Annotated in this window: 19 protein-coding genes and 1 pseudogene; 8 read left to right on the forward strand and 12 right to left on the reverse strand. The window is 68.1% G+C overall.

All coding sequences use genetic code 11. The features are described from left to right. Positions 1-42 precede the first annotated feature (42 nt). Positions 43-780: a helix-turn-helix transcriptional regulator gene (locus G3N61_RS22715; protein ID WP_043183393.1), complete on the reverse strand. Its 738-nt coding sequence runs from the start codon at positions 778-780 to the stop codon at positions 43-45. Between the two features lie 120 nt (positions 781-900). Between G3N61_RS22715 and G3N61_RS22720 the strand changes: the two genes are divergently transcribed. The 3 genes from G3N61_RS22720 to pcaG all read left to right on the forward strand — a co-directional run bounded on the left by G3N61_RS22720 (position 901) and on the right by pcaG (position 3,056). Next, on the forward strand, positions 901-1,476 hold the full coding sequence (locus tag G3N61_RS22720) for a YiiX/YebB-like N1pC/P60 family cysteine hydrolase (protein ID WP_205823633.1): 576 nt from the start codon (positions 901-903) through the stop codon (positions 1,474-1,476). Between the two features lie 275 nt (positions 1,477-1,751). After that, positions 1,752-2,459 (forward strand): protocatechuate 3,4-dioxygenase subunit beta, encoded by a 708-nt coding sequence (gene pcaH / locus G3N61_RS22725; protein WP_006489685.1) that lies wholly within the window; start codon positions 1,752-1,754, stop codon positions 2,457-2,459. Between the two features lie 3 nt (positions 2,460-2,462). Continuing rightward, positions 2,463-3,056, forward strand: coding sequence for a protocatechuate 3,4-dioxygenase subunit alpha (pcaG, locus tag G3N61_RS22730; RefSeq protein WP_205823634.1), 594 nt, complete (start codon positions 2,463-2,465; stop codon positions 3,054-3,056). 461 nt (positions 3,057-3,517) lie between these two features. Here the strand turns inward: pcaG and G3N61_RS22735 are convergent, their stop codons facing one another. Continuing rightward, positions 3,518-4,297 carry a helix-turn-helix transcriptional regulator gene (locus G3N61_RS22735; RefSeq protein WP_205823635.1) on the reverse strand — a complete coding sequence of 260 codons (780 nt, stop codon included), beginning with the start codon at positions 4,295-4,297 and terminating at the stop codon, positions 3,518-3,520. A gap of 142 nt (positions 4,298-4,439) precedes the next feature. Here G3N61_RS22735 and G3N61_RS22740 point away from each other — a divergent pair, with 142 nt between their 5' ends. Beyond that, the gene (locus G3N61_RS22740) at positions 4,440-5,219 is read left to right on the forward strand and encodes an alpha/beta hydrolase (protein WP_205823636.1); all 780 of its coding nucleotides are present in this window, start codon (positions 4,440-4,442) and stop codon (positions 5,217-5,219) included. 38 nt (positions 5,220-5,257) lie between these two features. Here G3N61_RS22740 and G3N61_RS22745 read toward each other — a convergent pair whose 3' ends face one another. From G3N61_RS22745 to G3N61_RS22780, 8 genes are all read right to left on the reverse strand, one after another. Next, the gene (locus tag G3N61_RS22745) at positions 5,258-6,085 is read right to left on the reverse strand and encodes a M55 family metallopeptidase (protein WP_205823637.1); all 828 of its coding nucleotides are present in this window, start codon (positions 6,083-6,085) and stop codon (positions 5,258-5,260) included. Then, the gene (locus G3N61_RS22750) at positions 6,082-7,164 is read right to left on the reverse strand and encodes a P1 family peptidase (RefSeq protein ID WP_205823638.1); all 1,083 of its coding nucleotides are present in this window, start codon (positions 7,162-7,164) and stop codon (positions 6,082-6,084) included. Before G3N61_RS22750 ends, G3N61_RS22745 begins: the two co-directional genes overlap by 4 nt. Beyond that, a complete protein-coding gene (gsiD, locus tag G3N61_RS22755) occupies positions 7,164-8,057 on the reverse strand; it encodes a glutathione ABC transporter permease GsiD (protein WP_043183385.1) in 894 nt (297 codons plus the stop codon). The genes G3N61_RS22750 and gsiD overlap by 1 nt, the downstream gene beginning before the upstream one ends. 7 nt (positions 8,058-8,064) lie before the next feature. Next, entirely contained in the window at positions 8,065-8,985 is a 921-nt protein-coding gene (gene gsiC, locus G3N61_RS22760) for a glutathione ABC transporter permease GsiC (protein WP_205823639.1), read from the reverse strand. A gap of 79 nt (positions 8,986-9,064) precedes the next feature. Beyond that, positions 9,065-10,627 carry a glutathione ABC transporter substrate-binding protein GsiB gene (gene gsiB / locus G3N61_RS22765; protein WP_043183382.1) on the reverse strand — a complete coding sequence of 521 codons (1,563 nt, stop codon included), beginning with the start codon at positions 10,625-10,627 and terminating at the stop codon, positions 9,065-9,067. A gap of 127 nt (positions 10,628-10,754) precedes the next feature. Beyond that, entirely contained in the window at positions 10,755-12,662 is a 1,908-nt protein-coding gene (locus G3N61_RS22770; RefSeq protein ID WP_205823640.1) for a dipeptide ABC transporter ATP-binding protein, read from the reverse strand. A 29-nt stretch (positions 12,663-12,691) separates the two neighbouring features. Then, the gene (locus tag G3N61_RS22775) at positions 12,692-13,693 is read right to left on the reverse strand and encodes an isoaspartyl peptidase/L-asparaginase (RefSeq protein WP_205823641.1); all 1,002 of its coding nucleotides are present in this window, start codon (positions 13,691-13,693) and stop codon (positions 12,692-12,694) included. Then, complete coding sequence (locus G3N61_RS22780) at positions 13,690-14,634, reverse strand: MurR/RpiR family transcriptional regulator (protein WP_089453179.1); 945 nt, start codon at positions 14,632-14,634, stop codon at positions 13,690-13,692. Before G3N61_RS22780 ends, G3N61_RS22775 begins: the two co-directional genes overlap by 4 nt. A gap of 283 nt (positions 14,635-14,917) precedes the next feature. On the opposite strand from G3N61_RS22780, the gene G3N61_RS22785 reads away from it, so the two are divergent. From G3N61_RS22785 to G3N61_RS22795, 3 genes are all read left to right on the forward strand, one after another. Continuing rightward, the gene (locus tag G3N61_RS22785; RefSeq protein WP_205823642.1) at positions 14,918-15,157 is read left to right on the forward strand and encodes a hypothetical protein; all 240 of its coding nucleotides are present in this window, start codon (positions 14,918-14,920) and stop codon (positions 15,155-15,157) included. 99 nt (positions 15,158-15,256) lie between these two features. Next, positions 15,257-17,278, forward strand: a complete 2,022-nt coding sequence (locus tag G3N61_RS22790) for a BCCT family transporter (protein ID WP_205823643.1) — start codon at positions 15,257-15,259, stop codon at positions 17,276-17,278. A 52-nt stretch (positions 17,279-17,330) separates the two neighbouring features. After that, positions 17,331-17,642, forward strand: coding sequence for a hypothetical protein (locus G3N61_RS22795; RefSeq protein WP_043183372.1), 312 nt, complete (start codon positions 17,331-17,333; stop codon positions 17,640-17,642). 99 nt (positions 17,643-17,741) lie between these two features. Here G3N61_RS22795 and G3N61_RS22800 read toward each other — a convergent pair whose 3' ends face one another. Next, positions 17,742-18,590 carry a class I SAM-dependent methyltransferase gene (locus tag G3N61_RS22800; RefSeq protein WP_205823644.1) on the reverse strand — a complete coding sequence of 283 codons (849 nt, stop codon included), beginning with the start codon at positions 18,588-18,590 and terminating at the stop codon, positions 17,742-17,744. Between the two features lie 203 nt (positions 18,591-18,793). On the opposite strand from G3N61_RS22800, the gene G3N61_RS22805 reads away from it, so the two are divergent. Then, the gene (locus G3N61_RS22805; protein WP_205823645.1) at positions 18,794-20,257 is read left to right on the forward strand and encodes a metallophosphoesterase; all 1,464 of its coding nucleotides are present in this window, start codon (positions 18,794-18,796) and stop codon (positions 20,255-20,257) included. 128 nt (positions 20,258-20,385) lie between these two features. Here the strand turns inward: G3N61_RS22805 and G3N61_RS39645 are convergent. Continuing rightward, positions 20,386-20,517 (reverse strand): annotated as a pseudogene (locus tag G3N61_RS39645) (ergothioneine biosynthesis protein EgtB); the annotation flags it as partial.

Here is a 20,517-nt window from a genome sequence, read left to right on the forward strand (position 1 = left end):
TTTGCATAACTTTCCGAATAGCCCCAAGCACTCGACGAGGTGTCACGCGTGGCGCCGCAGCGCCTGGAAACCGGCCGGCTCCCACATCCGCTTCGCGATCAGCAAGCTGGTGCCGTGCTTCTGCGCGAGCGGTGCGGACGACGATTCCGCATGCAGCGCGGCCGCCTTGCTGCGCAGCCGGCGCAACTCCAGTTCGAGCTCCGCGGACGCGGCCTCCGTCAGCATCCCCTGCGAAAACGTCATCGTTTCGCCTTCCCCGTCGAAGCGGCTGTCGAGGAAATCGCCGAGCGCGTGTGCATGGAAATAACGGCGGATCGGCCCGCCCGGCAGCCAGTCGAAATCGCGCGCGACGCGCACGCGAATCCGGTCGCCCGGCAACAGCGCGACGACGTTCATCCGGTCGAGCATCAGCAGGTATTTCACGCATTCGGCCTTCGTCACCTGATAGGCCGACACGATGTCCTGCACGGTCCAGTAGTTGATCGCGCAGACGGCAACGAGCAGCAGCTTGTCGTCCGACACGAGCAGCGCCTCCTGCTGCTCGGTCAGCACGTGCAGCCTCGGCGCTGACGCGGACGCCTCCTGCACGAGCTCGGCCAGCGTATAGCCGAGCAGCTGAGAGATCTCCACGACGCGCTCCAGCGTAAAGCGGCCGCTGGCAAACAGCCGCTTCACGCTGGTCTCGGAAACGTCGAGCGCACGCGCGACGTCGCGGTAGGTCATGCCTTGCGCCTTCAACTGGCGCTTCAGCATTTCGATGAGTTGGGCGGTTTCGGTCATTTTGGTATCGAAAAATGTTACTCCAGGTCAGATATTAGGCTACCTGCACACGCAAATGAACATTTTCGGGTACTTGTCTGCATAATCCGCTCCGTACTGTCACTGAACGACGGAGCCGAAATGACCACCCGAACCGAAACCGCTGCCTACGAATCGCATCGCACCGCCCCGCGCGATGCCCGCGACACGGATCGCACGATGCCGCTCGCCACGGTCCGCACGCTGGCCGCCAGCGCGCACGTCGGGGATCTCGTGTTCATCCGCGTGCCGGCGAATGCACCCCGCGACGCGGCAGGTGCGACGGGCTCGACGGGTGCATGGGCCAATCGCTTCGGCATCGTCGTCGACACATCGGGCGACGAGCCCGTGATCGCCGAATCCGCGTTTGCGTGGACCAAGCTCACGCCACTGTCGCGCTTCGTCGCCCGTACCGACGGCGGGCGCATCGCGCTGGCGCGCCGCGTCTCGGCACCGACCGCTGATGCGCAGCGCCAGGTACACGCAACGGCGGAACAGCGGATCGACGCACTGCTCGGCAACCGCTTCAACCTGCGGACACGGCGCGGGTTCTGCGCGGACTACGTGAGCGACGTGCTCGGTGCCGACCGCGACGCGACGCCGGCCGCACTGCTGCGCAGCGGCACGCTGTCACTCGAATTCGACGGGATCGTGTTCGATCCCGGCCGGCATTCATAACAGGCGCGCTCAGGGAGACCGGATAACAACAAGAACGACAACACAAAAAAGCAGCGACGGGCTGGCTGGAGGGCCGTGCACGGGGTCGTCACCGACGACGCGAAGCCCGATCGCTTTTTCCGCCGGACAGGCATCCTGTCCGGCGGAATTTTCATTGGTGCGTCGAACATAACGAACGGTTATACGATTCGCGAAAAAAGGTCATTTTGCATAACTTTCCGGATTGGCTAAAGTCCTGCCATCCCCTTCGCGAAATACCTATCAGGAGACGCCCGATGGATTCCCCCACGATCCTCACGCCGCGCGACTGGCCGTCGCATCCGGCCTATGTCCACCCCGAGTACCGTTCGTCCGTGAAACGCGGCCCGACCCGCCCGCTGATCCCGCTGAAGGAGAAACTGCGCGACCAGTACGCGCCGGTCTACGGCGCCGAAGATCTCGGCGCGCTCGACCATGACCTGACGAAGAACGCCGTGAAGAACGGCGAGCCGCTCGGCGAGCGCATGGTCGTCACGGGCCGCGTGCTCGACGAAGGCGGCAAGCCCGTGCGCAACACGCTCGTCGAGGTGTGGCAGGCGAACGCGGCCGGCCGCTACGTGCACAAGGTCGACCAGCACGACGCGCCGCTCGACCCGAACTTCCTCGGCGCGGGCCGTTGCCTGACCGACGACGAAGGCCGCTACCGCTTCCTGACGATCAAGCCGGGCGCGTATCCGTGGGGCAACCATCCGAACGCGTGGCGCCCGAATCACATTCATTTCTCGCTGTTCGGCGATTACTTCGGTTCGCGTCTCGTCACGCAGATGTACTTCCCCGGCGACCCGCTGCTCGCGTACGACCCGATCTTCCAGGGCACGCCCGAGGCGGCGCGCGATCGCCTGATCTCGCGCTTCTCGATGGACATCACCGAAGAAGGCTATGCGCTCGGCTACGAATTCGACATCGTGCTGCGCGGCCGCGACGCTACCCCGATGGAGCGCTGAACCATGACGACGCTGAAACAAACCCCTTCGCAGACGGTCGGCCCGTACTTCGCGTACGGCCTGTGCCCGCAGCAATACGACTACGACCTGAAGAGCTTGTTCACGCCGACGATCGCCACGGCCCACGCCGAAGGCGAGCACGTGCTGCTGGTTGGCCAAGTGTTCGACGGCGACGGCAACGTCGTCGGCGATGCGGTGCTCGAATTCACGCAGGTGGACGGCGCGGGCCGCTACCCCGCGTCGCGCGACGACATCGCGAAATCCGGCTTCACGGGCTTCGCGCGGGTCGGCACCGGCACCGATGCGCAGCAGCGCTTCGTCGTCGAGACGGTGAAGCCGGGCCGCCTCGCCGCCGACGAAGCGCCGCACATCAACGTGACCGTGATGATGCGCGGGATCCTCACCCATGCGTTCACGCGCGTGTACTTCGACGACGAAGCCGCCGCGAACGCGGCCGACCCCGTGCTGAACGCGGTGCCGGCCGAGCGCCGCGCGACGCTCGTCGCGAAACGCGACGCGCAGCCGGGCCGCCCGGTGGTCTACCGCTTCGACATCCGCATGCAGGGGCCGGACGAAACGGTGTTCTTCGACGTGTGACGCGCGAGCCGGCGCACGCCGGCATCGCCCGCTCCCGCACCGCCGTGTGGCGCGATTCCGACAGGTATCGCGCCACACGGCGTTTTTCGTGCTCCGTCGCCAGCATTCGATGCTGCGGCGCATCGCGCCTGGTCATCAGCACCGACGCCCATTGCAAGGGGCTTCTGCCCCTGCATCGAACGCACGATTGAAACGCATGCTGCTGCAAGCGCACATGAGTCGCGAGTCCCGCGGGATTTCGTTTGTGCGTTATGCGGCGTATTCTTCGCTATCCACAACGAGTCAACGAGATTGAATCGGAAGAAGCAACAATTACGCATGTAATGCGCGACACTGTCCGGCAGGCCGTGCGCGCATTTTTTCTGACCGAGTGCCTTTAAACGCGTCTGACCGAAATTGGCAGGCGCGTATTTTTTGGTGGCAACCCGCGCACGGTCGTGACGCGCGCCGATTCCTTCCGGTTAGCGCCGAATCTCCAGGTACCGGCTCGGCGTATCGCCCAGGATGCGGCGAAACGCCGACGTGAACGCGCTTGCGCTCGCGTACCCGAGATCGAGTGCGACGCGCGTCACCGATTGCCCGTCGCTCAGGCGCGCGATCGCCGCGAGCATGCACACCTGCTGGCGCCATGCGGCAAAACTCACGCCTGTCTGCGCGCGGAACTGCCGCGTGAACGTGCGGCGGCTCAAGCCGGCGTCGGCGGCCACCTGGTCGAGATCCGCCGCGATCGACGGCGACGCGAGCAGGTGCCGGCATACCTTCGCCAGTCGGGCGTCGGCCGGCAGCGGCGCATGCAGCGACAGGCGCGGCATCGTCGCGATTTCCGCGACCAGCAGCGCCATCAGCTTGCCCGCGCGTCCGTCGACGTCATACAGGGCCGGCAGGTCGATCGCATCGTCGATCAGTTGCCGCAGCAGCGCAGATACGCCGTAGACGCCGCACTGCTCGGGCAGGCCCGCTTCCTGCGCCGCATCGCCGGACACGAAGGTGTTCAGCATCGTGACCGGCCCGGTCATCGTCATTTCGTGCCGCACGCCGGCCGGCACCCAGCACGCGCGCTGCGGCGGCACCAGCCAGCGCCCGTGCGGCGTCGACACGCTGATCGTGCCGCGCGACGCGAACGCGAATTGCCCGCGCCCGTGCGCGTGCGCCGGAAACGTCGTGCCGGCCGCATAGTCGTTGGCGGTCACGACCACGCTCCGCGGAATGTGTTCGTAGGGATCTAGCAGCGTATTTCTCACGGCCCGAATTCCATCATCAATGACCCGATATCGAAGGCGGGTCTCCTTCGCTCGATTTACGATCCGCTCCACCCTTGCGCGACCTGACGGCCGCAAGACCCGTCGGCCTGATCGGCCGGTTGACCACTGCATCGGAGCGGACATGCCGAATACGTTTCATCGCGTGGGGGACGGCCCCCACCCTGTTCTTGTACTGCCCGGCTGGTTCGGCGACGCCCACGCATTCGAACCCGTCGAAGCGTGGCTGTCGCGCGAGCACTTCAGCTATGTCTTCATGGACTACCGAGGTTACGGCCGCCTGCGCGACGCTGCGGGCGACTACACGATCGACGAGATCGCCGCCGACGCACTCGCGCTCGCCGACTCACTCGATTTCGCGACCTTCAGCGTCGTCGGCCACTCGATGGGCGCGATGGCGGCCGAGAAAATCGCCGTCATGGCGCCCGAGCGCGTGCGCGCGCTGGTGCCGATCACGCCCGTGCCTTGCGGCGGCCTGCCGTTCGACGCGGAGAAACGCGCGCTATTCGAGCGCGCCGCCGACCACGTCGCCGATCGCCGGACCATCATCGACCGCAGCACCGGCAGCCGGCTGCCAGCCGCCTGGGTCGAGTGGAAAGCCGCGTATTCGGCAGCCCGTTCGTCGCCGCCGGCGTTCGGCGCGTACTTCCGCGCGTGGGCCGATACGGATTTCAGCGACGAGATCGCGGGCATCCATCCGGTGAAAGTGCTGATCGGCGAGCACGATCCGGCGTTCGACGCCGCGCTGATGGCCCGCACCTACCTGCGACACTATCCGCTCGCCACCGTCGACGTGCTGCGCAATGCCGGCCACTACCCGATGAACGAGACGCCGCTCGCGCTGGTCACGGCGATGGAAGCGTTCCTGCTCGCCGTGACGGCGAACCCTGTCGGCAACCACTGACGACGCGCGGCGTGCAAGCGGCATGGCAACAACGCGCATCACCGCAACATGAACGACATCGCCGACAGACTGTTCAGCGTGCGCACCACATGCTCGACCGAAGGCCCGTCGAAGCGCAGCGTCACCGCATCGACGCGCTCGAGCGACGGCAGCACGCAGAACAGGTCGGCCAGCGCCGCCGTCTGCACGCGCAGCGTGCACGCGGCCGGTGCGGGCCGATGGGCGCCCGCGCGCACGCCAGCCGACACTGCCTGCGCCACCGCGCCGCGCGCCGCGGCTGCGATCCGCGCACAGGACGCGGCGGGCGTGAGCGTATCGCCGCTCGATGCGCCGCCGGCGGTCTTGACCGTCTCGAAATGCGCATCGGGAAACAGCGGCTGCGTTTCCTCCGCGAACACGTCGTCGCCCGTGGCCAGCGCGACGTGTGCACCATATTCGCGTGCCAGCGCGCCGTACAGCCCGGCTTCGCCGAGCTCGACGCCATTCAGCCACACCTGCGTGAACGCGAAGCCGTTGATCGTGTGCGCGAGCACGCCGCGCGTCTGCGACTTCGCGTGATAGCCGATCATGAACACGAGGTCGGGCTGCTGTTCGAGGCCCGCCATCATCCCGAGCGTGCGCGGCTTGCCGAGCACGACACGCGCACGCGCATCGAGCCCGTCGGGCAGCAGGTTGCGAAAGCCGCCGTGCGAATCGTTGACCCACACGGCCTGCGCGCCGCCCATGAACGCGCCTTCGATCGCCGCGTTCGCCTCGGCGGTCATCCAGCGGCGCGCGCGTTCGTATTCCGGATTGCCGGCGCGCGTCTGCTCGGTGGCGAATACGCCGGCGACGCCTTCGATGTCGGTCGAAATCAGGATCTTCATGACTGGGTAAGACGTCCTTTGTGGCCTTCGTTGAACAGGCGATCGAGATCGGGCACCGCATCGCGCAGCGATTGCCGCACGTGGCCGTCGCGCCCGGCCACCGTCACGGCCTGCAGCAGCGCGTCGGCGATCGCGTGCTCGACGCTTTCGGCCGCGGCCATGAACAGCGGATCGAGCGCCGCATCCGCGACGAGGGCCGGCAGCGCGATGGTCGATGCGTCGTGCGCGATCGTGTATGCGGTGGAAAATGCGAGCGCGATGTCGCCGCTGCCATGCCCGTAGACCGAGCCCGTGCGGGCCAGCCCCGCGCCCGCACGGCGCGCGAGCCGCGACAGTTGCCGCGCGTCCAGCGGTGCATCGGTGGCGAGCAACAGGATGATCGAGCCCTGTTCGGGCGGTGCCGCGTGCGCGGCCTCGGCCGCACGCCGTTGCGCGACGATGCCTCCGAGCGGCACGCCGCCGAGCGTCAGCATCGGCAGCCGGCCGAAATTCGCGAGCACGAGCGCGCCGACCGTATAGGGCCGCCCGGCCGCGACAGCAACGCGCGACGCCGAACCGATTCCGCCCTTCAGGTCGAAACACGACATCCCGCGCCCGGCGCCCACCGCGCCGCGTGCGACCTCACGCGATACCGCGCGGCACGCGTCGTCGTAATGCGCGGCCGTGACCGCGAACGCCTGGATATCGTTCAGGTAGCCGTCGTTGCACTCGAACACGAGCGGGTTGACGGTCGACCAGTCGCGGCCGATTGACGGATTCGCCGCGATCGCCGCGCGAATCTGTGCCTGCGCGACCGCGCCGACACCGAACGTATTGGTCAGCGCGATCGGCGTGTCGAGCGTGCCGAGTTCGTCGACCTGCACGAGCCCGACGCTCTTGCCGAAACCGTTGATCACGGCAGCCCCCGCCGGCACCTTGCTGCGGTATACGTCGCCCGGATGCGGCTTCACGACGGTCACGCCCGTCTGCACGTTGTCCGCATCGAGCGTGCAATGGCCGACCGTCACGCCCGGCACGTCGGCGATCGTGCCGCGCGGCCCGGCCGGCAGCGTCGCCGTCCACCTCGGTGCGATGCGCATCAGCGGCGCTCCAGCTTCGGATCGAGCGCGTCGCGCAGCCCGTCGCCGAGCAGGTTGAACGCGAGCACGGTCAGGAAGATCGCGAGGCTCGGGAAGATCGCGATGTGCGGCGCCGTCACCATGTCCGCGCGCGCTTCGTTGAGCATCGCGCCCCACTCCGGCGTCGGCGGCTGCGCGCCGAGCCCGAGGAACGACAGGCTCGCGGCCGTGATGATCGACGTGCCGATCCGCATCGTGAAGTAGACGACGACCGACGACACCGTGCCCGGCAGGATGTGCCGCATGATGATCGTCCAGTCCGACGCGCCGATGCTGCGCGCGGCCTCGACGTAGGTCATGTGCTTGAGCATCAGCGTGTTGCCGCGCACGAGCCGCGCGAACGCCGGGATGCTGAAGATCGCGACCGCGCAGATCACGTTGACCATCCCGTTGCCGAGGATCGCGACCACGCCGATCGCGAGCAGGATGCCCGGGAACGCGAACAGCACGTCGGCCACGCGCATCGTGATGCGGTCCCACCAGCCTTCGTAGTAGCCGGCGAGCAGCCCGAAGAACGTGCCGATCACCGCGCCGAGCGCGACCGAGAAGAAGCCGGCCGCGAGCGAGATGCGCGTGCCCGCGATGATCCGGCTGAAGATGTCGCGGCCCAGCGAATCGACGCCGAACCAGTGCACGGCCGACGGCCCCGCGTTCAGCGCGTCGTAGTCGAAATAGTTCTCCGGGTCGAACGGCGCGATGTGCGGGCCGACAAACGCCAGCACGACGAGCGCCAGCACGAAGCCGCCCGCGACGAGCGCGACGGTCTGCTTGCGGAACTTGCGCCAGAATTCGCGCCACGGCGTGCGGATCGCGGTCGGTGCGGCCGGCGCCGCGGGCTGGACAGTCGCGTTCATGTGCGCCTCACTTGAACCGGATGGTCGGGTTGATGACCGCGTACAGTACGTCGACGGTCAGGTTGATCAGGATGAACTCGAGCGAAAACAGCAACACGATCGCCTGGATCACCGGGTAGTCGCGCATCGTCACCGCGTCGACGAGCAGGCGCCCGAGCCCCGGCCAGTTGAACACGACCTCGACGACGATCGAGCCGCCGAGCAGGAAGCCGAACTGCAGCCCCATCATCGTGACGACCGGGATCATCGCGTTGCGCAGGCAGTGCTTGAGCACCACCATCGGCTCGCGCACGCCCTTCGCGCGCGCGGTGCGCACGAAATCCTCGTTCAGCACCTCGACGAACGACGCCCGCGTGAAGCGCGCCATCACGGCCGCGACCGCGGCGCCGAGCGTCAGCGACGGCAGCACGTAGCTCTTCCACGAACCGTCCGGCACGACCGGCAGCCAGCCGAGCTTCACCGAGAAAATTTCCATCAGCAGCATGCCCAGCGCGAACGCCGGGAACGAGATGCCCGACACCGCGAGCGTCATGCCGAGACGGTCGGGCCAGCGGTTGCGCCACACCGCCGACGCGATGCCGATCGCCATCCCGAAGGCCGTCGCCCACACCATGCTGACGAGCGTCAGCAGCAGCGTCGGCATGAAGCGCTCGCCGATCTCGGTCGAGACCGGCCGCTTGCTGCGGGTCGACAGGCCGAAATCGCCGTGCGCGATCTTCACGAAGAAGTTCACGAACTGCGCGGGCAGCGGCTGGTCGAGGCCGAGATCGGTGCGCACCAGCGCGACCGTCGCGTCGTCGGCTTCGGGCCCGGCCGCGAGCCGCGCCGGATCGCCCGGCAGCAGGTGGACGAACAGGAACACCAGCACCGCGACGATCGCGAGCGTGGGCAGCAGGCCGAACAGGCGTTTGACGAGAAAATTCAGCATGGGGCACCGATCGAATCAGCATGCCGGCGGCTGGCGCCGCCGGCACCGCATGGCGGACGAGCCGCCGTCATCACCACTGTCATTTCAGCGAGATTTCGTCGAAGTTGAACGAACCGTCCGGCATCACGTAAGCACCCTGCAGCCGCTTGCTGCGCGCGTACACGATCTTCTCCTGCACGAGGAAGATCCACGGCGCATCGGTCCAGATCTGCTTCTGCGCATCGGTATAGAGCTCGGTCTTCTTCGCGCGGTCGACCGTCTCCAGCGCCTTCGAGAGATCGCCATCGACCGTGTCGTTCTTGTAGTACGCGGTGTTCAGGAGCTTCGGCGGCGCCGACGTGCCGGCGAGCAGCGGCGTGATCGCCCAGTTCGCCTCGCCGGTCGACGACGACCAGCCGAGGTAGTACATCCGCACCGGCGCCTTCGCCGGATCCGGCGCGCTCTCGACCTTCGCGACGCGCTCGCCGGCTTCCAGCGCCTGCACCTGCACCTTCACGCCGACCTGCGCGAGCTGCTGCTGCACGAACTGGATCGCCTTCTGCGACGTCGAGTTGTTATACGCGGACCACAGCGTCGTCTCGAAGCCGTTCGGATAACCGGCTTCCTTCAGCAGCGCGCGCGCCTTCGCCGGGTCGTACGGCCACGGGCCCAGCTTGGTCGCGTAGTCGACACCCTGCGGCACCACGCCGGTGGACGGCGTCGCGAAGCCGGCAAACGCGACCTTCGCGAGCGCTTCCTTGTTCACCGCGTAGTTCAGCGCCTGGCGCACCTTCGGGTTGTCGAGCGGCTTCTGCTGCATGTTCAGCGACACGTAGCGCTGCACGATCGACGGCCGCTCCACGACGTCGACCTTCGGGTTGCCCTTCAGATCGGCCGCCTGCTCGAACGGGATGCGGAACGCGAAATCGGCTTCGCCCGTCTTGATCAGCGCTGCACGCGTGTTGTTGTCGACCACCGGCTTCCAGTCGATCGCGTCGATCTTCGGATAGCCCTTCTTCCAGTAGCCGGCGAACTTCTTCACCTTCAGGTCGTCGGTCTGCTTCCATTCGACGAACTCGAACGGGCCGGTGCCGACCGGATGCAGCGCGATGTCGCGGCCCCACTTCTTCAGCGCGGCCGGCGAGATCATCACGGCCGACGGGTGCGCGAGCGTGTTGATCAGCGCCGAGAACGGCTCGCGCAGCGTGATCTTCACCGTGTACGGATCGACCACTTCGGTCTTCTCGATCACGCGGAACATGTTGTAGCGCTTCAGGTGGTTCGCGGGATCGGTCACGCGGTCGAAGTTCGCCTTCACGGCCGCCGCGTTGAAATCGGTGCCGTCGTGGAACTTCACGCCCTGGCGCAGCTTGATCGTGTAGGTCTTCGCATCCGGGCTCGCGTCGTAGCTCGTCGCCAGCACGTTGACGAGCTTCATGTCCTTGTCGAAGCCGAACAGCCCCTGGTAGAACGACTTGACGACGGCCTGCGACACCGTGTCGTTCGCGTCGTACGGGTCCATCGTCGTGAAGGTCGAATCCACCGCCATCACCGCGGTCTGCTGCGCGAACGCGGGCACCGCGGCCGACAGCGCGAACGCGCTCGCGGCGGTGGCGAACAGCGCGCGCGAGCGGAACATCGGAAATGAAAGCGACTTGCTCATGTGACCTGACTCCTGTGCATGATTCGGTAACGTGTGGTTGGATACGCGGAACGACTGCCCCCGCTCGGGAAAAAACCGTCTCTGCCTCGCACGTGCGCAACTGCGATCCATCGCCGCCTCCGCGCGTTCAATACGCGCCGCCGACGCGGTGCGTCGCGACGTAATGATCGGGGCCGACCGCGACGAGCGGTGCGACGACCGGCTCGTCGCCGGCCGCGCGAATCGGGCTCGGGATCTCGTCCGCCGCGAGCTGGCGCGGCGCATGCCGGCGCGCGGGGTCGGCCACCGGCACCGCGCTCATCAGCTTCTTCGTGTAGGGATGCTGCGGCGCCTCGAACACCGCGCGGCGCGGGCCGATCTCGACGATCTGGCCGAGATACATCACCGCGACGCGATGGCTGATGCGCTCGACCACGGCCATGTCGTGCGAGATGAACAGGTATGCGACACCGAGCTCGCGCTGCAGGTCGAGCATCAGGTTGACGATCTGCGCCTGCACCGACACGTCGAGCGCCGACACCGATTCGTCCGCGATCACGACCTTCGGGTTCAGCGCGAGCGCCCGCGCGATCGCGATCCGCTGGCGCTGGCCGCCGGAGAATTCATGCGGGTAGCGGCGCGCGGCCTCGGGCGGCAGGCCGACCTTGTCGAGCAGCCAGTCGACGCGCGCCTGCGCTTCGCGGCCGCTCGCGACGCCGTGCACGAGCAACGGCTCCATGATCGAGAAGCCGACGGTCAGGCGCGGGTTCAGCGACGCGAACGGATCCTGGAAGATGAACTGGATGTTCCGGCGCAGCGCCTGCAGGTCCGGGCCTTTCAGTGCACTGATGTCGCGGCCGTCGAACTCGATCGAGCCGCTCTGCGATTCGACGAGGCGCAGCAGCGAGCGGCCGGTGGTCGACTTGCCGCAGCCCGATTCGCCGACCAGCGCGAGCGTCTCGCCCGCGCGCAATTCGAAACTCACGCGCTCGACCGCATGCACGTATTGCGACACGCGGCCGAATACGCCGCTCTTCACCGGGAAGCGCGTCACGAGATCGCGCACGCGCAGGATCGGCGACGCAGACTGATCGACGGGCGGTTGCGCAGCGTCGTTCGCCGCGGGTGCGGGCGACACCGCCGGTGCCGCCGCGCTTGCACCCTCCACCTTCAGCAGCGGGAATTTCTCGGGCGCATCGGTGCCCTGCATCGAGCCGAGCTTCGGCACGGCCGCGAGCAGCGCGCGCGTGTAGCGATGCGCGGGCGCCGCGAAGATGCGATCCGATTCGCCCTCCTCGACCTTCTCGCCGCGATACATCACGAGCACGCGGTCGGCCACTTCGGCCACCACGCCCATGTCGTGCGTGATGAAGATCACGCCCATGTTCATCTCGTCCTGCAGCCCGCGCACCAGTTGCAGGATCTGCGCCTGGATCGTCACGTCGAGCGCGGTGGTCGGCTCGTCGGCGATCAGCAGCGCGGGCCGGCACGACAGCGCCATCGCGATCATCACGCGCTGCCGCATCCCGCCCGACAACTGGTGCGGATAGCGCGCAAACACGCGACGCGCCTCAGGGATGCGCACGAGCTCGAGCAACCGCAGCGTTTCCGCGCGCGCCTCCGACATGCTTTTCGACTGATGCAGCGCGATCGCCTCGCTGATCTGGTCGCCGACCGTGAACACCGGATTCAGCGACGTCATCGGCTCCTGGAAGATCATCGCGATGTCCGCGCCGCGAATGCCGCGCATCGTCGCGCCGCTGGCCTGCGCAAGATCGACGAGCGCGCCGCCGCGCCGGCGGAATGCGATCCGGCCATTCGTGATCGCGCCGCCGCCGTGCTCGACGAGCCGCATCAGCGCGAGCGACGTGACCGACTTGCCCGAGCCCGATTCGCCGACGATCGCAAGCGTCTCGCCGCGATCGACGTGAAACGACACGTTGCGCACCGCGTCGAACGTCGCGCCTTCGCGGCAGAACGTGACCGACAGGTCGTCGACGGCCACCACGCGCTGCTCGGGCAGCACCAGGCCGGACGGGTTACGGCTCGAAGTCATCGTGGGTCTCCTCCTCGTGCGGTCCGCGATCAGGCCGTGTCGTCGTCGCGATAGATGCCGACCACCGGCGCTTCGCCGACACGCGCGTAGCCGCGGTACATCCCTTCGGTGTTGAACGGCATCGCGACGTTGCCCTGCGCGTCGACCGCGATGATCCCGCCGCGACCCGCGAGGCGCGGCAGCTTGTTCATCACGACGTCGTGCGCAGCGTCGGCGAGCGACGCGCCGCGATACGCGATCTGCGCGGCAACGTCATGCGCGGTCGCGAGCCGGATGAACATCTCTCCGGTGCCCGTCGACGACACCGCGCACGTTGCATCGTCCGCATAGCAGCCCGCGCCGATGATCGGCGAATCGCCGACACGCCCCGGCTGCTTGTTGGTGATGCCGCCCGTCGATGTCGCCGCCGCGATGTGGCCATGCAAGTCGCACGCGACCGCGCCGACCGTGCCGTGCTTGCGGTCCGGATCGAGCGGTTCGGCCGGCTGCGGCTGTGATTGTGATGCGCCGAAGGTGAACGTCGCCGCGTCGTGGTCGAGCATCGCGCCCGCCGCTGCGCGCGCCTTGACCCACTGCGCGCGACGCGCGTCGGTGTCGAAGTAGCCGGGTTCCGCGAGTTCGAGCCCCTGCGCGGCCGCGAACGCATCGGCGCCCTCGCCGGCGAACAGCACATGCTCGCTCGCTTCCATCACGCGCCGCGCGGCCAGCACCGGATTGCGCACGCGCGTCGCGCAGCAGATCGCACCGGCACCGAGCGTCGCGCCATCCATGACCGCCGCGTCGAGTTCGTGCTTGCCTTCCGCCGTATAGACGGCGCCGCGTCCGGCGTTGAACAGCGGACAGTCCTCCAGCATCCGCACCGCGACGGTGACGGCATCGAGCGCGCTGCCGCCGTCGGCCAGCACCTGCTGCGCGGCCGTCAGGATCGCGGTCAGTTCGGCACGGTACTGACGTTCGGTGTCGGAATCCATCGCATCGCGCAGGATCGTGCCTGCGCCGCCGTGAATCGCAACGATCGCGGATGAAGTCATGTTTTTTTCGGACGGTGAGAAGAAGGGTTGGCGGCCGGCAGCGCCGCTTGCGGCTGCACGAGCCACGGCAGCAGGAATTCGGTCATCTCGGCGGCGGATTTCGCGGAGCGGTGCGTGCGCAGCGCGACCGCGTCGATCAGCGCCTCGATCATCGCGAGCACGGCCGCTTCCGACGTGGCCGCGAAGCGCCGTTCGGCCTTGACGTAGAGGTTCAGCGACGCGATCGGCGCAAGCGGCGATTGCGGGCCGTCGGAGATACCCAGCACGCGTGCACCGCGCGCCGCCGCCCGGCGGGCCAGCTCGATCGTGTCCGTCACGTAGCGCGGAAACGCGAGCGCGATCACGAGATCGCGCGAATCGGCCGTGTACAAACGCCGCGCCGCATGCGACGGGCCGCCGAGCAGCGCAAGCGACTGTACGTTGTCGTGACAGACGGACAGCCCGTGCTCCATCAGTCCGGTGAGAAACGCGCTCGACCCCGCGCCGAGGATCAGCACGCGCCGCGCGCCGACGATCGCCTCGACCGCGGTTTCGACATCGGCCGCGTCCAGTTGCGCGCGCGTGTTCTCGATGTTCGCGACGGCCTGGTCGAAGACCGCGTCGATCCATGCGGCGCCACGCACGCCGGACTCCTGCTCCTGCGCGGAACGCAGCCGCTCGACCGGCCCGAGCGTCGCCTCGAAGCCGCGCACGAGCGCCGCGCGCATCGCCGGATAGCCGTCGAAACCAAGCGCCTTCGCGAAGCGGTTCGCGGTCGCGATCGACGCATTCACCGCCTGCGCGAGTTCGTCGATCCGCATCGTCGCGGCGCGGAACGGATTCGCGAGCACGAACTCGCCCATGCGTCGGTGGATCGGCGTCATCAACGGCATCGCCGACGCGATCCGCTCGGCGATCGCGGGTTCATCTTGACTGGCGTCGTGCGGAACGAGAGGCGTCATGCGAAGGGTTGTTGCAAGGATGATGAAAATTAATTTACACAATCACAATCCGAAAAAGAAATAAATTTTCATCAGGGTTGTCACGCCCCACCCTGTGCCCGGCGATCGCCCAATCGCTCGCACAGCCCCGCCGCACGGGCCTTCGGCACGTGGTCGCCGTGCGCCGTGACGTGTACCGCACGTCCTCGTCCGTCGGGAAAACCCCGAGCAGGTTCCGTTCGAATGCACCGTCGTCGATTCACGGCAGCTCACGCCATCGACGACGCATGGCCAGTTCGTCGGCATGGCCGGGATCGCCGTCACCATCCGATCCATCGGCGCCTTCGGCGCGCTGCCGCCGCCCCGGGCGACGCGCCTTTCGCGCATGCCGCGCGAGCTGCCCGGGCGCCCGATATACGGCCGCCGCGGCTTTTCAAGCGCCTCGTCTGGTCGCGGCGCGAGCCGCACGGGTTTTCTCGATCGCATCGATACCTTACAATTCGTCAGGTTTTCCCTTCTGCATGCCCCCTTCTTGCAGTCCTGACACCGCGGTACACTCGACGCACGCCGTATCAGGGTCCGACGCGCGACGCGCGCGCCGGGCGGCGTCGCGCCTCGTTGCGCCCACAACTGGATGCCTGCCATGCCAGACTCCCGTCCCTCGCCCCGCACGACATTCAAGCCACAGGTCGTCCTGCCCGCGCTCGCGGTCATCGGCGCGCTGCTCGTCGTGTGCGCGCTGCGCCCGAGCGAAGCCGGCGCGCTGTTCTCCGCCGGCCAGCAATGGGTCATCGCGCGCTTCGACTGGTTCTACGTGCTCGCCGTCACCGGCTTCCTCGTATTTCTCGTGCTGATCGCCGCAAGCGACTTCGGCAACATCCGGCTCGGCCCCGACGACGCCGAACCCGAATTCAGCTTCGTGTCGTGGACAGCCATGCTGTTCGCGGCCGGCATGGGCATCGGCCTCATGTACTTCGGCGTCGGCGAGCCGATGCAGCACTTCCTGAAACCGCCGACCGTCGACCCCGGCACGCCCGCCGCCGCGCGCGAGGCGATGCTGATGACCTTCTTCCACTGGGGCTTCCACGCGTGGGCGATCTACGGGCTGATGGGGCTCGTGCTCGCGTACTTCGGCTTCCGCTACAACCTGCCGCTGACGCTGCGATCGGGGCTGTATCCGGTGCTGCGCGAGCGCATCAACGGCTGGATCGGCCACACGGTCGACGCGTTCGCGCTCGTCGGCACGGTCGCCGGCATCGCGACGACGCTCGGCTACGGCGTGATGCAGCTGAGCGCGGGCCTGCATACCGTCGCCGGCTGGGACACCGGCAGCAACGTGTTCCGCATCGGGCTCGTCGCGATCGTCGTGATCCTCGCGGGCGTATCGGCTGCGACCGGCCTCGACAAGGGCGTGCGGCGGCTGTCCGAGCTGAACCTGCTGCTCGCGTTCCTGCTGCTCGCCTTCGTGGTCGTTGCGGGCCCGACGGCCTTCCTGCTGCGCGCGCTCGGCGACAACATCGGCCAGTACCTGTCGAGCCTCGTCGACCTGTCGTTCCGCACCTATGCGTATGCGCCGCCGCGCGAGGAAGGCTGGTTCGGCGGCTGGACGATCCTCTACTGGGCGTGGTGGGTGTCGTGGTCGCCGTTCGTCGGCATGTTCATCGCACGCATCTCGCGTGGCCGCACGATCCGGCAGTTCGTGATCGGCGTGCTGCTCGTGCCGACCGCGTTCAATCTCGTGTGGATGACCGTGTTCGGCAACAGCGCGATCTGGCTCGATACGCACGGCGCGGCCGGCGCGCTCGCGCAGACGGCCACCAATGTCGACGCACTGCTGTTCCGCTTCTTCGATTTCCTGCCGATGCCGCAACTGCTGTCGATCGTCGCGATCGTGCTGATCGCGGTGTTCTTCGTCACGTCCGCCGATTCGGGCGCGTTCGTGATCGACCAGATCGCGACGCGCGGCAACGCGCACTCGCCCGTCTGGCAACGGCTGTTCTGGGCCGCGCTGCTCGGCGTGACGGCCGCGGTGCTGCTCGTCGCCGGCGGGCTCGGCGCGTTGCAGGCGATGACGCTGATCGCCGCGCTGCCGGTCGCGATCATCATGATCGCGCTCTGCTACGGGCTGTGGCGCGGGCTCGCGGCCGACCGCGTGCACTATTCGCAGGACGTCGCGCCCGCGACGAGCTTCTGGACCGGCCAGCACTGGCGCCACCGCCTGACCCACATCCTGCGGCAGACGACCGAAACCGAAGCGCGCCAGTTCATCACGGAGACGGTCGAGCCCGCACTGCGCAAAGTCGCCGACGAACTGCGCGCGGGCGGCGTCGATGCGAACGTGCAGCGCGACAGCGACGACGCGGTGCGGCTCACCGTGCCGACTGCCGACCACCGCGATTTCGTGTACGGCGTGCGCGTGACGGTGAAATCCGCGGCCGCGTTCCTGGTGCGCGAGGCGGCCGAGCCGGAAGCGGAACGGGCACACGTGTACGGGATCGTTACCTTCTTCGAGGACGGCCGGCTCGGCTACGACGTCGAATACCTGCGCGGCGACGAAGTGATTGCCGACGTGTTACGCCAGTACGAACGCTACGTGTCGCTCGCGGCCGACAAGCGCACGCATCTGCTGAGCCGCGCGCCGGGACACGCGACGGAGGCCGAATGAACGCCGCCTTTGTTGTGCTGCGGCGGTTCGCCACCCGCGATGGAGCCGCACGATGACCAGCCTCCTGCAAAGCCGCGCCTCCGACGTCATCGCGCTCGGCACGCTCGCCCTGCTCTACCTCGGCGGCGCCGGCATCGCGCTGTGGCGGATCCGGGCCGCGGCGCCGCGCGGCAAGGTCTACTGGGTCGTCTGCGCGGCGCTGCTCGCCGGCGGCGCCATCGCGATGGGCATCAACCTGTCGCCGATGCCGGACACCGGGGATATGCCGCCCGGGTTTGCGCTCGGCGTCGAGGCCGTCCTGCTCGGCCTCGCCTTGGTCGCCGGCGGTTGCGCGTGGCTGATGCTGCGCGCGCGGCGACGCTGACGCGCGTACGTCACACGCCCCGGCTTCGTCCCGCGCAAACGGCAACGCGCGGAGCGAACCGGCCGCCCCCTCCGTGATCCGCCTTGTTACGGCACTGCGTTATGCGGACGGTGCGCGCGCCGTCACGAGCCAGCATGCCGCGTCGAAGCGCACATCCGCACCCTCGGCGTAGGGTTCGAACGCGGCACGCATCGTGTCGACCACGCGCCGCCGCGTCGCCTCGTCCACCTCCAGCAACGCAAGCCCGACCGGGCCCAGCCGCGTGATGTAGTCGTCCAGCGCAGGCGCGGGCAACGCGCACGCCAGATCGACCGGCTCGATCGCAATGTCGGCCCAGCCGCTGTCCGACAGCACCGACGCGATCCGCTGCCGGTCGCCGAACGCGAATTGCCCCGGCGCGCCGGGCCGCCGCGCGGGCAGGTTCGGCAGCAACGGCGCGGCGGCCCGCTCGGCGATCGTCATGAACGGATTGTCGGCCGCGCCGCGCCACGCGACGAACCGCATCTGCGCCTTCGGCCGCGCCGCATGCCGCAGATTCGCAAAAGCGCGAACCGGATCGTCGAAGAACATCACGCCGAGGCGCGACACGATCAGGTCGACGCTCGCGGGCTCGAACGCGTGCGTCTGCACATCCGCGCGCACGAAGCGGGCGCGAACGCCGCTGCGTTCGGCGCGCGCCTGCGCGGCATCGATCATCCGCGCCGAGATATCGATGCCCGTGCATTGCGCGTTCGCACCGAGCCGCCGCGCGAGCGCGAGCGTGACCGCGCCCGTACCGCAGCCGACGTCGAGCACGCTGCGCGCGGACGACGTGGTCGCCGCATCCACCAGCAACTTCTCCAGCGGTTCGAACATCCGGTCGATCGGCGCCTGCGTATCGACCCACGCGCGCCCCGACGGGCCGTTCCACAGCGCGGATTGTTCGTCGTTGGGCCGGCTGGTTTCCATGGTCGATTCCCCTTCTGGTTCATTGATCGTGCATCGCACTGTGCTGCCTCAAGCCGGCTTGAGGTCAAGGCCCCCGTGCCGCGACCTGCCGCCGCCATGCCGACACCCGGCCCGCGTCCACGCCCCCCTCGTCGCGCCCCGTTTTGTTCACATTTCTTACATTCGCGTTGCGTATCGTTGACGACTTTCCTACGGTGCCTCCCATGCGACGACTCCTCCCGCGTGCCTTGCTCGTGCGCTGCGCTCCCCTTGTTGCCCTCGCCGCGCTGTCCGCGTGCTCGAACCACATCGATTCGCCGGACGATCCGGCGAGCGCGTCGGTCAACGTCCAGGCCGCATGGGTCGAGATCGGCGAGTCGAACCAGGCGATCGCGCGCGTCATCACGAACTACACGCCCGCGTCGGCCGGCGATCCGCTGTGCCCGCAACTGACCGTCGACGGCAAGCTGTCGCGCATGTCCCTGCGCGCGGGCGCCGCGACCATCGCCCTGCGGCCGACCGCCAGCGACCCGTCCGATTCGAAGCCGTCGAGCTTTCCGGTGTCGGTCTGCGAGGCGACGCTGCCGGCCGACGCGCAGGCGGCGAGCGTCGCGGGCCGCACGCTGCCGCTGCCGAAGGCGCAGCCGCAACGCATCGCGATCATCGCCGACACCGGCTGCCGCATGAAGAAAGCCGACAACGCGTGGCAGGCGTGCAACGACGCGACGGTGTGGCCGCTGGACACGATCGCGGCCAGCGTCGCGAAGCTGTCGCCCGATCTGGTGATGCACATCGGCGACTACCACTATCGCGAAAACGCATGCCCGCCGGACATCGCCGGCTGCAAGGACAGCCCGTGGGGCTATGGCTGGGATACGTGGCAGGCCGACCTGTTCCGCCCGGCCGCCCCGCTGCTCGCGAAGGCGCCGTGGGTCGTCGTGCGCGGCAACCACGAGGAATGCGCGCGGGCGGGCCAGGGCTGGTTCCGCTTCCTCGATCCGCGTCCGTATTCGGCCGCGCGCTCGTGCGACGATCCGGCCAACGACAACAACGCGAACTATTCGGAACCCTATGCGGTGTCGCTCGGCGGCGGCTCGCAGGTGATCGTGTTCGACACCGCGAAGGTCGGCCGCACGCCGCTCAAGACGACCGACGCGCAATTCGGCATCTACCAGAAGCAGTTCCAGACGGTCGCCGCGCTCGCGTCGAAGGCCGGCATGACGACGACGATCTTCACGAACCATCATCCGATCCTCGCGTTCGCGCCGATCGCCGGCAGCACGCCCGCGCCGGGCAACCTCGCGCTGCAGTCGGTGATGTCGAGCCTCAATGCGCAGGCGTACTACCCGCCCGGCGTGCACGTCGCGCTGCACGGGCACGTGCACGACTTCCAGGCGATCAACTTCTCGTCCGGGCATCCGGCGACGATCGTGTCCGGCAACGGCGGCGACAATCTCGACGTCGCGCTGCCCGACCCGTTCCCGGCCGGGCTGACGCCTGCACCGGGCGCCGTGATCGAGCGGCTGTCGCACAACAACAGCTTCGGCTTCCTGATCATGGAACGCCGCGCCGCCCCGGCGACCGGCTGGATATTCCACGCGTATTCGGCAGCCGGCAAGCTGCTCGCGTCGTGCAACCAGTCGGGCACGACGCTCGCTTGCGACAAGACGGGGTTCATTGCGCCGTGAGTGAAGCAGTTCGATGTGACGGCCGCCAGGCACGCGGCCGGCAAACGCGGCGCGCGGCGCTCACCGTCATAGAGCGCGATACCTTCTGCGACACGTTCCGGTGGCCGTGACGGCGCGGGTGCGCGGTGCGGCGCGACGCCGTGCAGGCCGAACGTACGCCGCACGCGCGTGGCGGTCGCATCGTCGTCGTCGGGCATCCAGTACGCGGGCCCTTGCCACCCTTCCCGCTGTACCGTGGCCCAGCCGTCCGACAACCAGAA

Origin of the sequence: Burkholderia sp. Ac-20349, from assembly GCF_017104865.1 — a bacterium.
Lineage (GTDB): Bacteria > Pseudomonadota > Gammaproteobacteria > Burkholderiales > Burkholderiaceae > Burkholderia > Burkholderia aenigmatica.

Coding starts and splice junctions, on each gene's coding strand:
- pcaG (WP_205823634.1), top strand. CDS start 2,463: ATGACGACGCTGAAACAAACCCCTTCGCAGACGGTCGGCCCGTACTTC.
- G3N61_RS22750 (WP_205823638.1), bottom strand. CDS start 7,164: ATGCGCATCGCACCGAGGTGGACGGCGACGCTGCCGGCCGGGCCGCGC.
- G3N61_RS22745 (WP_205823637.1), bottom strand. CDS start 6,085: ATGAAGATCCTGATTTCGACCGACATCGAAGGCGTCGCCGGCGTATTC.
- G3N61_RS22770 (WP_205823640.1), bottom strand. CDS start 12,662: ATGACTTCGAGCCGTAACCCGTCCGGCCTGGTGCTGCCCGAGCAGCGC.
- G3N61_RS22775 (WP_205823641.1), bottom strand. CDS start 13,693: ATGACTTCATCCGCGATCGTTGCGATTCACGGCGGCGCAGGCACGATC.
- G3N61_RS22795 (WP_043183372.1), top strand. CDS start 17,331: ATGACCAGCCTCCTGCAAAGCCGCGCCTCCGACGTCATCGCGCTCGGC.
- G3N61_RS22790 (WP_205823643.1), top strand. CDS start 15,257: ATGCCAGACTCCCGTCCCTCGCCCCGCACGACATTCAAGCCACAGGTC.
- G3N61_RS22800 (WP_205823644.1), bottom strand. CDS start 18,590: ATGGAAACCAGCCGGCCCAACGACGAACAATCCGCGCTGTGGAACGGC.
- G3N61_RS22805 (WP_205823645.1), top strand. CDS start 18,794: ATGCGACGACTCCTCCCGCGTGCCTTGCTCGTGCGCTGCGCTCCCCTT.
- G3N61_RS22740 (WP_205823636.1), top strand. CDS start 4,440: ATGCCGAATACGTTTCATCGCGTGGGGGACGGCCCCCACCCTGTTCTT.
- gsiC (WP_205823639.1), bottom strand. CDS start 8,985: ATGCTGAATTTTCTCGTCAAACGCCTGTTCGGCCTGCTGCCCACGCTC.
- G3N61_RS22720 (WP_205823633.1), top strand. CDS start 901: ATGACCACCCGAACCGAAACCGCTGCCTACGAATCGCATCGCACCGCC.
- G3N61_RS22715 (WP_043183393.1), bottom strand. CDS start 780: ATGACCGAAACCGCCCAACTCATCGAAATGCTGAAGCGCCAGTTGAAG.
- G3N61_RS22785 (WP_205823642.1), top strand. CDS start 14,918: ATGGCCGGGATCGCCGTCACCATCCGATCCATCGGCGCCTTCGGCGCG.
- gsiD (WP_043183385.1), bottom strand. CDS start 8,057: ATGAACGCGACTGTCCAGCCCGCGGCGCCGGCCGCACCGACCGCGATC.
- G3N61_RS22780 (WP_089453179.1), bottom strand. CDS start 14,634: ATGACGCCTCTCGTTCCGCACGACGCCAGTCAAGATGAACCCGCGATC.
- pcaH (WP_006489685.1), top strand. CDS start 1,752: ATGGATTCCCCCACGATCCTCACGCCGCGCGACTGGCCGTCGCATCCG.
- gsiB (WP_043183382.1), bottom strand. CDS start 10,627: ATGAGCAAGTCGCTTTCATTTCCGATGTTCCGCTCGCGCGCGCTGTTC.